Origin of the sequence: Rhodococcus ruber, assembly GCF_016804345.1 — a bacterium.
Classification (GTDB): domain Bacteria; phylum Actinomycetota; class Actinomycetes; order Mycobacteriales; family Mycobacteriaceae; genus Rhodococcus; species Rhodococcus ruber.
In genome coordinates this window covers 2997376-3011011 of sequence record NZ_CP044211.1, presented here as the reverse complement: position 1 = coordinate 3011011, position 13636 = coordinate 2997376, and the positions used below count along the sequence as shown (strand labels likewise).

The 13636-nt window shown below is 73.7% G+C and carries 11 protein-coding genes and 1 pseudogene; 9 read left to right on the top strand and 3 right to left on the bottom strand.

The features are described 5' to 3' along the window. Positions 1-68: 68 nt before the first annotated feature. From F1734_RS14015 to F1734_RS13990, 6 genes are all read left to right on the top strand, one after another. Entirely contained in the window at positions 69-1511 is a 1443-nt protein-coding gene (locus F1734_RS14015; RefSeq protein ID WP_203010695.1) for an SDR family oxidoreductase, read from the top strand. A gap of 138 nt (positions 1512-1649) precedes the next feature. Further along, complete coding sequence (locus F1734_RS14010) at positions 1650-2045, top strand: universal stress protein (RefSeq protein ID WP_064066672.1); 396 nt, start codon at positions 1650-1652, stop codon at positions 2043-2045. Positions 2046-2092: 47 nt separating this feature from the next. Next, the gene (locus tag F1734_RS14005) at positions 2093-2464 is read left to right on the top strand and encodes a DUF2784 domain-containing protein (RefSeq protein ID WP_040271570.1); all 372 of its coding nucleotides are present in this window, start codon (positions 2093-2095) and stop codon (positions 2462-2464) included. A 25-nt stretch (positions 2465-2489) separates the two neighbouring features. Next, positions 2490-3734: a saccharopine dehydrogenase family protein gene (locus F1734_RS14000; RefSeq protein ID WP_203010694.1), complete on the top strand. Its 1245-nt coding sequence runs from the start codon at positions 2490-2492 to the stop codon at positions 3732-3734. Positions 3735-4022: 288 nt separating this feature from the next. Continuing rightward, positions 4023-4967, top strand: a complete 945-nt coding sequence (locus F1734_RS13995) for a sulfite exporter TauE/SafE family protein (protein ID WP_010595045.1) — start codon at positions 4023-4025, stop codon at positions 4965-4967. Between the two features lie 22 nt (positions 4968-4989). Next, complete coding sequence (locus F1734_RS13990) at positions 4990-6369, top strand: CoA transferase (protein WP_202637528.1); 1380 nt, start codon at positions 4990-4992, stop codon at positions 6367-6369. 27 nt (positions 6370-6396) lie between these two features. On the opposite strand, the gene meaB is transcribed toward F1734_RS13990, so the two are convergent. From meaB to mutA, 3 genes are read right to left on the bottom strand one after another with little or no spacing between them, the layout of a single operon-like run. Beyond that, positions 6397-7416: a methylmalonyl Co-A mutase-associated GTPase MeaB gene (gene meaB / locus F1734_RS13985; RefSeq protein ID WP_040271567.1), complete on the bottom strand. Its 1020-nt coding sequence runs from the start codon at positions 7414-7416 to the stop codon at positions 6397-6399. A 6-nt stretch (positions 7417-7422) separates the two neighbouring features. After that, the gene (scpA, locus tag F1734_RS13980; protein WP_102030712.1) at positions 7423-9669 is read right to left on the bottom strand and encodes a methylmalonyl-CoA mutase; all 2247 of its coding nucleotides are present in this window, start codon (positions 9667-9669) and stop codon (positions 7423-7425) included. Beyond that, entirely contained in the window at positions 9670-11535 is a 1866-nt protein-coding gene (mutA, locus tag F1734_RS13975; RefSeq protein WP_040271566.1) for a methylmalonyl-CoA mutase small subunit, read from the bottom strand. Positions 11536-11782: 247 nt separating this feature from the next. Here mutA and F1734_RS13970 point away from each other — a divergent pair, with 247 nt between their 5' ends. The 3 genes and pseudogenes from F1734_RS13970 to F1734_RS13960 all read left to right on the top strand — a co-directional run bounded on the left by F1734_RS13970 (position 11783) and on the right by F1734_RS13960 (position 13598). After that, positions 11783-12463 carry a TVP38/TMEM64 family protein gene (locus tag F1734_RS13970; protein ID WP_017682219.1) on the top strand — a complete coding sequence of 227 codons (681 nt, stop codon included), beginning with the start codon at positions 11783-11785 and terminating at the stop codon, positions 12461-12463. A 31-nt stretch (positions 12464-12494) separates the two neighbouring features. Continuing rightward, a complete protein-coding gene (locus tag F1734_RS13965) occupies positions 12495-13076 on the top strand; it encodes a hypothetical protein (RefSeq protein ID WP_010595051.1) in 582 nt (193 codons plus the stop codon). Beyond that, positions 13073-13598, top strand: a pseudogene (locus F1734_RS13960) (hypothetical protein). The gene F1734_RS13965 and the pseudogene F1734_RS13960 overlap by 4 nt, the downstream one beginning before the upstream one ends. The last annotated feature ends 38 nt before the right edge of the window (positions 13599-13636 follow it).

The following is a 13636-nucleotide window of genomic DNA, read 5'->3' as shown; positions in this document are numbered from 1 at the left end:
CACGGGGCCGGCCGGCGCGGCCCGCCCGATACCATCGGTCCGTACCGCCCCACACGACGAACAGGCCCATGACTTCGCACACCGACGCGCCGGGTATCGACCCGGCCGACCTCGCCACCTGCCTCCGCGTCCTGTCCCTCGTGGGTGAGCTCGACGCCGACCACCCGGATTCGGTGGCGGTGCAGCGCGCCGTGGGGCACATGTTCAAGAAGCTGAAGCGGCTGCGCCGCAACGAGGCCCGCCGGGCCAAGGTCGCCGCGGACCGGCAGGTGCTCGCGACGACCGCGACCGGATCGCCCACCCGCATCGACGACGAGACCGCCGGGATCGCGTTGAGCTCGAACGCGCCGGGCGCGAGTGCGGGCACCCTGATCCGGCCGCGGGCCTGCTACGTGTGCAAGGACAAGTACACCCGGGTCGATGCGTTCTATCATCAGCTGTGCCCGCGCTGCGCCGCGGAGAACCACGCGAAGCGGGACGCCCGTACCGATCTGACGGGCCGGCGTGCGTTGCTCACCGGCGGCCGCGCCAAGATCGGCATGTACATCGCGTTGCGGCTGCTGCGCGACGGCGCCCACCTGACGATCACGACCCGTTTCCCGAACGACGCGATCCGTCGTTTCGCGGCCATGGAGGACAGCGCCGACTGGCTGCACCGCCTGCGGATCGTCGGCATCGACCTGCGCGACCCCGCCCAGGTCGTGGCCCTGGCCGACGACGTGGCCGCGCAGGGTCCGCTCGACATCCTCGTCAACAACGCCGCCCAGACCGTGCGCCGCTCCCCCGGCGCGTACTCCGCCCTCGCCGAGGCCGAGTCCGGTCCCCTGCCCGCCGGCCCGCGGCCGGAGGTGCTCACCTTCGGCAAGCCCTCGGACGCGCACCCGGCCGCGCTGGCCGGGTCGCTGCCGTCGCAGCTGACCGCGGAGTCGCTCACCTCGCTCGCGCTGGTGGCCGGGTCGGCCACGGCCGACCGGATCGCCGCCGGTGTCGCGGTCGACGCCGGGGGGCTGCTGCCCGATCTGGTGTACACCAACAGCTGGGTGCAGACCGTCGGGGAGGTCGAGCCGCTGGAACTGCTCGAGGTGCAGCTGTGCAACTCCGTGGCACCGTTCATCCTGGTCAATCGGCTGCGGCCGGCGCTGGCGGCCTCCCCGGCCCGCCGCACGTACGTGGTGAACGTCTCGGCGATGGAGGGGCAGTTCGCCGGGCGCCGGTACAAGGGGGCCGGGCATCCGCACACCAACATGGCCAAGGCCGCGCTGAACATGCTCACCCGCACCAGCGCCGAGGACCTGCGCGCCGACGGGATCCTCATGACCGCCGTCGACACCGGCTGGATCACCGACGAACGGCCCCACCACACCAAACTGCGCCTGGCCGAGGAGGGATTCCACGCCCCGCTCGATCTCGTGGACGGGGCGGCCCGCGTGTACGACCCGATCGTGCAGGGCGAGGCCGGGGTGGACCTGTACGGCTGCTTCCTCAAGGACTACCGCCCGGCCCCGTGGTGAGCGCGTCCCGCCGGCCGGGTGAGATCCACCCGACACGTCCGCGCAGGTAGAGACCAGTTCCACACCGCCGGGAGCGGCCTGGGCGCCCCGGGACGGGGATACTGGAGACATACGCCGTCGCCGCCCCCGGAGGACCCCATGCCCGTTGCCGTAGTCCACGCCGACACCCCGGAAGGACACGCCGCGCTCACCACGGCCGCCCGCGAGGCCGCCCACGGCGACGGCACGACCCTCGTGCTCGTCGCGGTCGACGACGACGGCGCGGCCGGGCAGCGCGAACTCGACTCGATCCGCGCGGACGTCGCCGCCGCCCTGGGTGCCGACGGGTGGGAACTGCGGACGGCGGTGCACGACGGGGACCCGGTCGCCGCGCTGGTCGACCTGGTCGAGCGGTCCGGCGCGGACCGTCTCGTGGTGGGCAGCCGCGACCGCAACGCGCTCGGCAAGTTCCTGCTCGAACGGCGCCTGCAGCGGCTGCTGCTCGAGGCGCCGGTCCCCGTCCTGGTCGTCAAGGGCACCGACTCGGACGAGTAGTCGTCCGGAACGGCCGCTGCCCCGCCCGATCCGGTTAGGCTGGCGGTATGGCGTACCGGCTGTTGGCCGACGTCACCGTGGCCGCGCACCTGGCCTTCCTGCTGTATGTGACGTTCGGCGGTTTCCTGGCGTGGCGGTGGCCCCGCACGCTGGCGCTGCACGTAGTGGCGGTGGTGTGGGGGTTCGCCACCGTCCTCGCCGGGTTCGACTGCCCGCTGACCGATCTGGAGAACTGGGCGCGCCGCCGCGCTGGGATCGAGGGCCTGCCGCCGAGCGGGTTCATCGACCACTACCTGACCGGGGTGATCTACCCGGACTCGGCGGTGGGACTCGTGCGGGCCGCGGTGGCGGTGACGATCGTCGTGTCCTGGTTCGGGTGGTGGCTGCGGCGCCGTCGTGTGAGCCGCGTCGCATCCTGACTTACCCGGCAGTAGGGTGTGGCGCATGACTGCCTCCCGCGATCTCGACATCGTCGTCTACGGCGCCACCGGCTTCGTCGGCCGGATCACCGCCGCCTACCTCGCCGAACACGCCCCCGAAGGGGTGCGCATCGCCCTCGCCGGCCGCTCCCGCACCCGTCTCGACCGCATCCGCGCCGAGCTCGGGCCCGCCGCGCGGGATTGGCCGGTACTCGAGGCAGACGCCGGCGACCCGCAGTCGCTGGCCGCGCTCGCCGCCCGCACCCGCGTGGTGGTCACCACGGTCGGCCCCTACGTCAAGTACGGGCTGCCGCTGGTGCAGGCCTGCGCCGAGGCGGGCACCGACTACGTCGACCTCACCGGCGAGGTGTTGTTCCACCGCGAGAGCATCGACCGGTTCGACGACCTGGCGCGCCGCACCGGCGCCCGCATCGTGCACTCCTGCGGATTCGACTCGATCCCCTCCGATCTCGGCGTGCACGCGCTGCACCGGGCCGTGCAGGCCGACGACGCCGGCGATCTCACCGACACGACGCTGGTGGTGCGGGCGATGCGGGGCGGCGTCAGCGGCGGCACGATCGACTCGATGCGCACCCAGGTGGACGTGGTGCGCCGGGACGCCGCGGCCCGCAAGGTCGCCCTCGCCCCCTACTCGCTGTCGCCGGACCGGTCCCGCGAACCCGACCTCGGGCGCCAGAACGACCTGGCGACCGTCGACGGCCGATCCGTCGCGCCCGACCTGTCCGGCCGGCTCGCGCCGTTCTTCATGGGCCCCTACAACACCCGGGTGGTGCGCCGCAGCAACGCGCTCAGCGGCTGGGCGTACGGGCCGCACTTCCGCTACCGGGAGACCATGAGCGTCGGTTCGTCGCGGCTGTCGCCGCTCGTGGCGACCGGTGTCGCCGCGGGCTTCGGCGCGCTGGTGGCGGGGCTGGCGTTTCCCCCGACCCGGTTCGTGCTCGACAAGCTGCTGCCCGCGCCCGGACAGGGCCCGTCCGAGTCTGCCCGCGAGCGCGGCTTCTTCACCATCGACCTCTACACCACGACGAGCACCGGTGCCCGCTACCGCGCCCGCGTCGCCGCCCAGGGCGACCCCGGCTACAAGGCGACCGCGGTGATGCTCGGCGAATCGGCACTGTCGCTGGTCCTCGGCGGCGACCGCCTCCACGCCGGGGGCGGGGTGCTCACCCCCGCCACCGCCTTCGGGGACGTACTCACCGACCGGTTGCGCGCCGCCGGATTCGAGATCACGGCCCGGCGCCTGCCGTGACCGCCGCGGCGCCGTCGCGGGAGGCGGCGACACGCCGCCCGGCGACGGCGCCGCCGCGCGCGACCGGCTATGCTCGGACGGATCGTCGCGAGAGCGGCGAACGGCAGACCTGGGAAGGGACACGAACGTGCACACGACGAGCATCGCGGCGGCTCCGGCCACCCTGCTCGCGTTGATGGCGTTCTGGCCCACCCGACGGGGCGCGTGCTTCGACCAGGAGTGTTGCTGAGCGGCGTCCGCCGCCCTCTCCCCTCCCCGGTTCGCTCCTTCGTGGTCGGAGTCTTCTGCATGTTCGCTCTTCTGGTGTTCACGCTCGTCGGTATCGGTGCGCAGCTCGTCGACGGGGCCCTCGGCATGGCCTTCGGGGTCACCGCCACCACCTTGTTGATCTTCAGCGGGATCGGTCCCGCGCACGCCAGTGCCGCCGTGCACCTCGCCGAGGTCGGCACCACCCTCGTCTCCGGCGCCTCGCACTGGCGGTTCCGGAATGTGGACTGGGGGGTGGTCGCGAAGCTGGGCGTGCCCGGCGCGCTCGGCGCCTTCCTCGGCGCGACGGTGCTCTCGAGCCTGTCCACCGCGGCCGCGATCCCGGTGACGTCGACGATCCTGCTCGCCATCGGTGTCTATGTGGCGCTGCGGTTCTCGGTCCGGCCACCGGCCGTCGCGCACGCCCGCACCTCACCGCACTCGGCGAAGTTCCTGTCCCCGCTGGGCCTGTTCGGCGGGTTCATCGACGCCAGCGGCGGTGGCGGATGGGGGCCGATCACGACCAGCACCCTGCTCTCCCGCGGCAAGACGGCCCCCCGGACCGTGATCGGCTCGGTCAGCGCCTCCGAGTTCCTCGTCGCACTCGCCGCGAGCATCGGCTTCCTCGTCGGTCTCGGCCGGGAATCGCTCGGCAACCTGCTCGTCGTGGCCGGTCTCGCCCTCGGCGGGGCCATCGCCGCACCGATCGCGGCGTGGCTGGTCAGCCGGGTACCGGCCACCCTGCTCGGCACCGCTGTCGGCGGCGTCATCGTGTTGACCAACGCACAGAAGCTGTGCACCTCGTTCGAGATCTCCGCCACGGCCACTACCTTGCTGTACCTGCTGATCGTGGCCGGCTGGATCGCGCTGCTCACGGTCTCGTGGCGCCGGTCGCGCCTCACCCGCGCCGAATCCGCCGGGGCGCTCGAGCGCCTCGAGCCGGCCCGCCCCGAGCTGCGGGAGCCGGCCGCGGACCGCACGAGCTAGCGTCCCGCTCTACGCTCGGCGCATGACGAGCCCCCTCGCCGTGCTCGACGCCTACGGCGTCGCCCTCGCCGCCGCCGGCCTCGACGTCCCGGTGGAGCCGGCGCCCGGCATCGACTGCGCCCCGGCCGGGCGGTTCCTCACCGCCCGGCTGCCGGTGGCCGACCTCGCCGCCGGGGCCGTGGCGGCCTTCGCGGCGGCCGCCGACCGCTACCGCCATGCCCGCGGACTCGCCCCGCAGGGGGCGCGGCTCGACCCGGAGCGGATCGCCGCGTCGTTCGGCGGGGACCGGATGCTGCGCATGGCGGGCCGGCCCGTAGAGGGGTTCGCGGCGCTGTCCGGGTTCTTCGCCGCCGCCGACGGGTGGGTGCGCACCCACGCGAACTACCCGCATCACCGGGCGCGCCTGCTGCGCGCCCTCGACCTGCCGGACGGCACCGACCGTGCCGGCTGCGCCGCCCGGCTCCGGCAGCTGCCGGCGGCGGCGGTCGAGGACGCAGCCGCCGCGCACGACGCGATCGCGGTGCGGGTGCGCACCGAGCACGAGTGGGCGACGAGCCCGCCGGGCCGGGCCGCGGCGTCGGGCCCGCTGGTCCGGATGCTCGCGCGGGACGACACCGCCGACCGGACCGTCGCAGGCGACGATCCGGCGCGGCCCCTGACCGGGCTCCGGGTGCTGGACCTGACCCGGGTGATCGCCGGGCCCGTCGCCGCCCGCGCGCTGGCCCTGCTGGGAGCGGAGGTGCTGCGCATCGATCCGCCCGCACTCCCCGAGATCACCTGGCAGCACGCCGAGAACGGGCAGGGCAAGCGCACGGCGCTGCTCGACCTGCACACTCGTCGCGGGCGGGAGACGTGGTGCCGTCTGCTCGCCGACGCAGACGTGCTGCTCACCGGCTACCGGCCCGGGGCGCTCGACGCGCTGACCGGTGCGCCCGGCACGATCCGGCCCGGTCTCGTGCACGGCCGGGTGTGCGCGTGGGGATGGTCCGGGCCGTGGGCGGCCCGCCGCGGCTTCGACTCGATCGTGCAGGCCGCGTCCGGGATCGCGGTGGCCGAGGGGGACTCCGACACGCCCGGCGCGCTGCCGGTGCAGGTCCTCGACCACGCGAGCGGTTACCTGCTGGCGGCCGGGGTGCTCGATGCGCTCGCCGCGCGGCACCGGGACGGGCGGGGCCGCGACGTGGCGGTCGCGCTGGCCCGCACCGCGGCGTGGCTGCTGCAGGCGCCCGGCCGGGACCCGCACCCGCCGGTGCCGGCGCGTCCCGGGCCACGGACCGTGGCCACGCACGCGGCGGTGACCACGGCCCGTCCGGTGCTCGCCGAGTACCCGGACTATCCGTTCCCGGCCCGGGCCTGGGGCGGCGATCCGGCGGCCTGGTGGTCCAGGGGCTGGGTGGTCTAGGGGCTGGGCGGTCTGGGGGCTGGGTGGCTAGGGTGCGGCGTCGAACGCGTCGAGGATCTGCTGGGCGGCCAGCGCCGCGGTGAGCGAGCCGTCGCGCACGGCGCGTTCGACGTCGCCGCGGAGCGCACGCACCCGGGGGTTGGTCTCGAGCCGGCGCAGCAGCTGGTCGTGCACCATCGTCCAGGTCCAGTCCACCAGCTGGCGGCGCCGGTTCTCCTCGAACAGGCCCGCCGCGGTGAGGACCCGGCGGTGCTCGAGGACGGTGTCCCAGAACGTGTCCAGGCCGGCGCCCTCGAGGCCGCTCATGGTGATCACCGGCGGCTTCCACACCGCGTCGTGCGGATGCACGAGCCGCAGGGCGCCGGCCAGTTCCCGCGCCGCGACCCGCGCGTCGCGTTCGAAGGGGCCGTCCGCCTTGTTGACCGCGACCAGGTCGGCGAGTTCGAGGACGCCCTTCTTGATGCCCTGCAGCTGGTCGCCGGTGCGGGCGAGGGTCAGGAAGGTGAAGCAGTCCACCATGTTCGCGACGGTCACCTCGGACTGCCCGACCCCGACGGTCTCGACGAGGATCACGTCGAACCCGGCGGCCTCGAGCAGCACCATCGTCTCGCGGGTGGCCTTGGCGACACCCCCGAGGGTGCCGGCCGTCGGGGACGGCCGGATGTAGGCGTCGCGCTGCACCGACAGCCGCGCCATGCGGGTCTTGTCACCGAGGATGGAGCCGCCGGTGCGGGTCGACGACGGATCCACCGCGAGCACCGCCACCCGGTGCCCCTTGCCGAGCAGGTACATGCCCAGCGCATCGATGAAGGTGGACTTGCCGACGCCGGGAACGCCGGTGATGCCGACGCGCATCGCGCCGCCCGCCTTCGGGAGCAGGCGCAGCAGCAGTTGCTGCGCCTGCTCCCGATGGTCGTCGCGGGTGGATTCGACGAGGGTGATCGCCTTCGCCAGGCCGGCCCGCCGGTTGGCGAGCACGGCCTCGGCGAGGGCGTCGACGTCGACCGCGGGCCGGCGGGTGTGACTGCCGACGGGGGTGCTGCCCATTGCGGGTCAGGCCCCGAGGTCGTGGTCGAGCTGGTCGGCGAGCTTGTGCAGCAGCCCCACCGCGGCGTCCGCGATGACGGTGCCCGGCGGGAAGATCGCGGCGGCACCGGCCTGGTACAGCTCGTCGAAGTCGCCGGGCGGGATGACCCCGCCGACGACGATCATGATGTCCGGGCGGCCCACCTCGGCGAGGGCCTCCCGCAGCGCGGGCACCAGGGTGAGGTGTCCCGCGGCCAACGACGACACGCCGATGACGTGCACGTCGTTGTCGGCCGCCTGGTTGGCGACCTCCTCGGGGGTCTGGAACAGCGGTCCCACGTCGACGTCGAAGCCGAGGTCGGCGAAGGCGGTGGCGATCACCTTCTGCCCGCGGTCGTGGCCGTCCTGGCCCATCTTCGCGACGAGGATACGCGGCCGGCGGCCTTCCTCCTCGGCGAACTTCTCGACCAGTTCGGTTGCCGTGCTGATGTTGACCGCCTTTCCGGCCTCGTCCCGGTAGACCCCGCTGATGGTGCGGATCTCGGCCTGGTGGCGGCCGTAGACCTTCTCGAGGGCATCGGAGATCTCGCCGACGGTGGCCTTGGCGCGGGCCGCGTCGATGGCCAGGGCCAGCAGGTTCGTGTCCGGCCCGGTGTCGGTCGCGCCGGCGGCGCGGGTCAGGGCGTCCAGCGCGGCCTGCACGGCCTCGGGGTCGCGGTCGGCCCGCAGCTGCTCGAGCTTGGCGAGCTGCTCGGCCCGCACGCGGGAGTTCTCGACCTTGAGGACCTCGATCTCGTGGTCCTCGGTGACCTGGTACTTGTTGACGCCGATCACCGGCTGGCGGCCGGAGTCGATGCGGGCCTGGGTGCGGGCCGCGGCCTCCTCGATGCGCAGCTTCGGGATGCCCTCGGAGATGGCCTGCGCCATGCCGCCGGCCTCCTCGACCTCCGCGATGTGCTTGCGGGCGCGGTTGGCGAGCTCGTGGGTGAGCCATTCGAGGTAGTACGAGCCGCCCCACGGGTCGATCGGCCGGGTGGTGCCCGACTCCTGCTGCAGCAGCAGCTGGGTGTTGCGGGCGATGCGGGCGGAGAAGTCGGTGGGCAGCGCGAGGGCCTCGTCGAGGGCGTTGGTGTGCAGCGACTGGGTGTGGCCCTGGGTCGCGGCCATCGCCTCGATGCAGGTGCGGGCGACGTTGTTGAACACGTCCTGCGCGGTGAGCGACCAGCCGGAGGTCTGCGAGTGGGTGCGCAGCGACTTGGACTTGGCCGACTTCGGGTGGAACTTCTCGACGAGCTCGGCCCACAGCAGGCGGCCGGCGCGCATCTTGGCGATCTCCATGTAGAAGTTCATCCCGATGGCCCAGAAGAAGGACAGGCGCGGGGCGAACTTGTCGATCTCCATGCCCGCGTCGAGGCCGGCGCGGATGTACTCGACGCCGTCGGCGAGGGTGTAGGCCAGCTCGAGGTCGGCGGTCGCACCGGCCTCCTGGATGTGGTAGCCGGAGATCGAGATGGAGTTGAAGCGCGGCATGTTCGCGCTGGTGTAGGCGAAGATGTCGGAGATGATCCGCATCGACGGCTTGGGCGGATAGATGTAGGTGTTGCGGACCATGAACTCCTTCAGAATGTCGTTCTGAATGGTCCCGGCCAGCTGCTCGGGCTTGACGCCCTGTTCCTCGGCGGCGACGACGTACAGCGCCAGGATCGGCAGCACCGCGCCGTTCATGGTCATCGACACCGACACCTGCGACAGGTCGATGCCGTCGAACAGCTGCCGCATGTCGAGGATCGAGTCGATCGCGACGCCGGCCATGCCGACGTCGCCCTGCACGCGGGGATGGTCCGAGTCGTAGCCGCGGTGGGTGGCGAGGTCGAACGCCACCGACAGGCCCTTCTGCCCGGCCGCGAGGTTGCGCCGGTAGAAGGCGTTGGACTCGGCGGCGGTGGAGAACCCGGCGTACTGCCGGATGGTCCACGGCTGGTTGACGTACATCGTCGGGTACGGGCCGCGGACGAACGGCTCGAGACCCGGGTAGCTGCCCAGCGGGTAGCCCTCGGCGACGATCCGGTCGCGGTCGGCCTTGGTGTAGACGGGCTTGACGTCGATGCCCTCGGGCGTGGACCACACCACCTGCTCGGTCGTGTAGTGGTTGGCGGCGGCGACCCCGTCGACGAGCGCTGCGGCCTGCTCCTCGGTGGGGGCGGCGGGGGCCGGCGCCGCCGGATCCGTCAGCGGGACGTCGGCGAAGCTGCCGATCTTGTGTTCGATGCTCACTTACGCTCCCAGGGTGTTCAGCAGGTCGGTCAGCGCGGCGATCGCGTCGATCTTGGCGGTGAGGAACCCGTCCGGGCGCGCGGCGCCGCCGGTCTCGCTCACGGCCTTCTCCGGCCCGGCGAGCAGGACGGTGCCGACGCCGGCGTCGCGGAGGGCGGTGACGGCCGCGCCGGCCTGTTCGCCGTAGCGCTTGTCGGTGCCGCACACCACGGCGACGGTGACGTCGGCGTCGCGGACGGCGGCGGCGATGCTGTCGTCGTCGACGGACAGCGGACCGGGATTGACCGTCTCGATGCCGCCGGAGGCGAGCAGGTTCGCGGCGAACGTCGTGCGGATGTTGTGCTCGGCGATCGGCCCCAGCGGGGCGAGCAGCACCCGGGGCCGGGCGCCGTGCGCGGCGAGGTGGACGTCGGAGCGGTCGCGCAGCGCCTCGAAGGCGGCGGCGTACCGGGCGACGGCGGCCCCGGCGTCGGCGGTCTCCGCGGGCAGCGGCGCCTCGGCCAGGTTGGGGAACTCGTTGACGCCGGTCACCGCGGTCCGGCGGTGGGCGATGTCGGATTCGCGGCGGGCGCGGGTGGCGGCGATCCGCTCGGCGATCAGGCCGGCGTCGAGGGCGGCGCGGTAGCCGCCGGCCGCCTCGATCTGCTGGAAGAACTCCCACGCCTTGGCCGCGATCTGCGCCGTCAGTTCCTCGACGTACCAGGACCCGGCGGCCGGGTCGAGGACGCGGCCGAGGTTGGACTCCTCGAGCAGCAGCAGCTGGGTGTTGCGGGCGATGCGCGCGGAGAAGGCCTCCGACACCCCGAGCGCGCCGGCCGGCAGGGCGGCGTCGAACGGGAGCACGGTGACCGCGTCCGCGCCGCCGATGCCGGCGCCGAACGCGGCGAGGGTGGTGCGCAGCATGTTCACCCAGGGGTCGCGCTGGGTCATCATCGCGGCCGAGGTGACGGCGTGCTGGGGGGCGTGACCGGCGTCGGCCGCACCCACGACCTGCGCGATGCGGGCCCACAGTTGCCGGCCGGCGCGGAACTTGGCGATGGTCTGGAACTGGTCGTCCGTGGCGGCGAACCGGAACTCGATCTGGCCGAGAGCCCGGGCCGCGGACTGGCGGCTGCCGGTCAGCTCGCGCAGGTACTCGAGTCCAGCGGCGACGGCGGCACCGAGTTCCTCGGCGTCGGCGGCCCCGGCATTGTGGAATGCGGTGCCGTCGACCGTGAGGGCCCGCACGGTCTCGGCGCGGCCGGCGGCGGCGTGGGCGAGCTCGACGGCCTGGGCGACGGTGACGTCGGCGCGTCCCGAGAAGGCGCTGGTCAGCGGGGCGGCCCCGAGATGCAACCGCACGGCGGCGCGCTCGGCGACGTCGGTGCGCGCATCGAGCAGCGCGTAGAGGGCGCCCGCGGCGGCGGCGGTGTCGGCGCCGGCGTCGAGGGTGAGCGGCGCGAGATCGAGCAGGACCTTGTCGAGCGCGGCGGGCAGGTCGGCGATCGCGATGCCGTCCGCGCCGACACGCAGCCACAGGGCGCTGACGCCGTTCTCGAGGGCGTCGAGGATGCGCTCGTTCACCTCGCCGGGAGTGTCACCGAAGCGGGCGCTGACGAGCCATCCGGTGTTGACGTCGCGGACCGCGGAACCGCCACGGACGAAGGGGAAGGAGCCGGGCAACGGCGCCTCGGGACGTTCGTCGCGCAGGCCGTAGAGGGGCGCGACGGCGACGTCGTCGTAGGTGGTGGTCTCGAGCAGCCGCTGCGGTTCCGGTCCGAGCTCCGCGGGGTCGACGCGGCGGGACTTGGCCAGCACCCCCGCCACCGCCTCCTGCCACTGCGCGTAGGCGCGCGCGGCATCCTCGGCTTCTGAAGCTAATGACACGTGAGGTCCTCTCGTACGCAGCGGGCGGGCTCGCCGAACACGGCCGTGGAAACCTTAAACTGATTCCGTTGTGATGCTAGCCGCATACACGCCGCCCCTATTGTGGGGATCACCACAGTTTCCCTAGCGATCGATAATGTCGTCGCCTAAGGAATCTACCGGGCGCCGGCGTGACGGCCCGAGGGGCCCCGCCCCCGGCCGTGCACGGCCGCGCCCCGGCGCGCGAAGCCCGGTATCGTGACCGGTCGTGACGAAGATGCTGCGGGACCGGCGGATTCTCGCGGCGGCGGCCGCGCTGGCCGTCCTCGCACTCGTCGCCCTGCTCCTGCCCCACCCGTCCGTCGCCGAGGTGCGCGCCTGGGCCGAGGCGGCCGGGCCGCTGCTTCCGCTGCTGTTCTTCCTGATCCACGCCGTGGTGACCGTGGCCCCGTTCCCCCGCACGATCTTCACCCTCAGCGCCGGGGTGCTGTTCGGGTCGGCCACGGGCATCGCGGTGACCGTCGCCGCCACGACCGTCAGCGCCGTGCTGGCGCTGCTGCTGGTGCGTGCGATCGGCCGCGGGGTGGTCGAGGAGCATCTGAGCCACCCCACGGTCCAGGCGGTCGACGAGCGACTGGCGCGGCGTGGCTGGCTGGCGGTGGGGTCGCTGCGGCTGATCGCGCCCCTGCCGTTCGCGGTGGTCAACTACTGCTGCGGGATCTCGTCGGTGCGGGTGGTCCCGTACGCGCTGGCCACCGCCGCCGGCATCCTGCCGGGCACGGTAGGGGTGGTCCTGCTCGGCGACGCCCTCACGGGACGCACCCATCCGGCACTCCTGGGGATTTCGGCGGTGTGCATCGCCGTCGGCGCCTCGGGACTGTGGCTCGAGTCCCGCCTCCCGGCGCCCCGCCCCGCGACCACCACCGTGTCATCAAGCCCTGAAGCTTGATTTTTGCTATTCAAGGCTCCATCCTTGATGAATGTTCGTGTTGACTGTCGATCAGCGCGGCAGCCGACGGGACGTCGACCGGGTCGCGGACCTGCTCGGCGAGCTGCGCGGCGCCGAGCTGCTCCGCCCCTTCGAACGCACCGCCGGCGACGAGGTGCAGGCCGTCGCAGCCGACCCGGCCGTCGTGGTCGATCTCGCCCTCGACCTCGTCCGCCGGGGCCATTGGAGCGTCGGCATCGGCGTCGGGCCCGTCGAGCAGCCCTTGCCCGCGCAGACCCGCGCCGGCCGCGGCCCGGCCTTCGAACATGCCCGCCGCGCCGTCGACCGCGCCAAGAACGCACCCGCCCGGGTCGCGGTGGAGGGACCGGACGCCGCCGCGGCCGCCGACGCGGACGCCGCCCTCACCCTGACGGCGCTGCTGGTGACCCGCCGCTCCGATGCCGGGCACGAGGCCGTCGAACTCGTCCGCCGCGGGCTCACCCAGGCCGAGGCCGCCACGCGGCTCGGCATCAGCACCCAGGCGGTGTCGCAGCGTCTGGCCGCCGCCGGATGGCAGGCCGAACCGGCCGGCCGCGACCTCGCCCGCCGTCTCCTGGAAAGGGCCGATCGTTGACTGTCGTCACCCTGGTTCTGCTCGCCGTCGCCGCGCTGGCCCCGGTCCTGGGTCTGCGCCGCGGCACCCCCGTGTGGCTCGTCGCCGGACTCGCCGCGGCGGCCCTTGCCGGTGCCGCACTCGCCGCGACCGCCACCCCCGCGGTCCGTGGCGTCGCCCTGGCCGCGACCCTCGTGCTCACGACCGCGGCGGCGGTCACCGGCGGCGGCCCCGCCGTGCTGGCCTCGTTCCGCATCGCACGGCGGCAACCCGATGCGGGACCGGTCCCGCCGTCACCGGCCGGACCCGAACCGCCGCCCGGACCGCTGCGCGGCGGCCGGGTGATCGGCCTGCTGGAGCGGGCGGCGGTCGCCGCCGCGATCCTGGCCGGAGGGCATCGCCGTCGTGCTCGCCGTCAAGGGCCTCGCGCGCTATCCCGAACTGCGCGAACCCCAGGCCTCGGAGCAGTTCATCATCGGCACCTTCACCAGCGTGCTGTGGGCGATCGCGGTGTGCGGGGTGGGACGGGGCCTGCTCACCTGAGCGTCCCTGCGGTCCCCGGGTCCGGGTCCCGAGGCCCG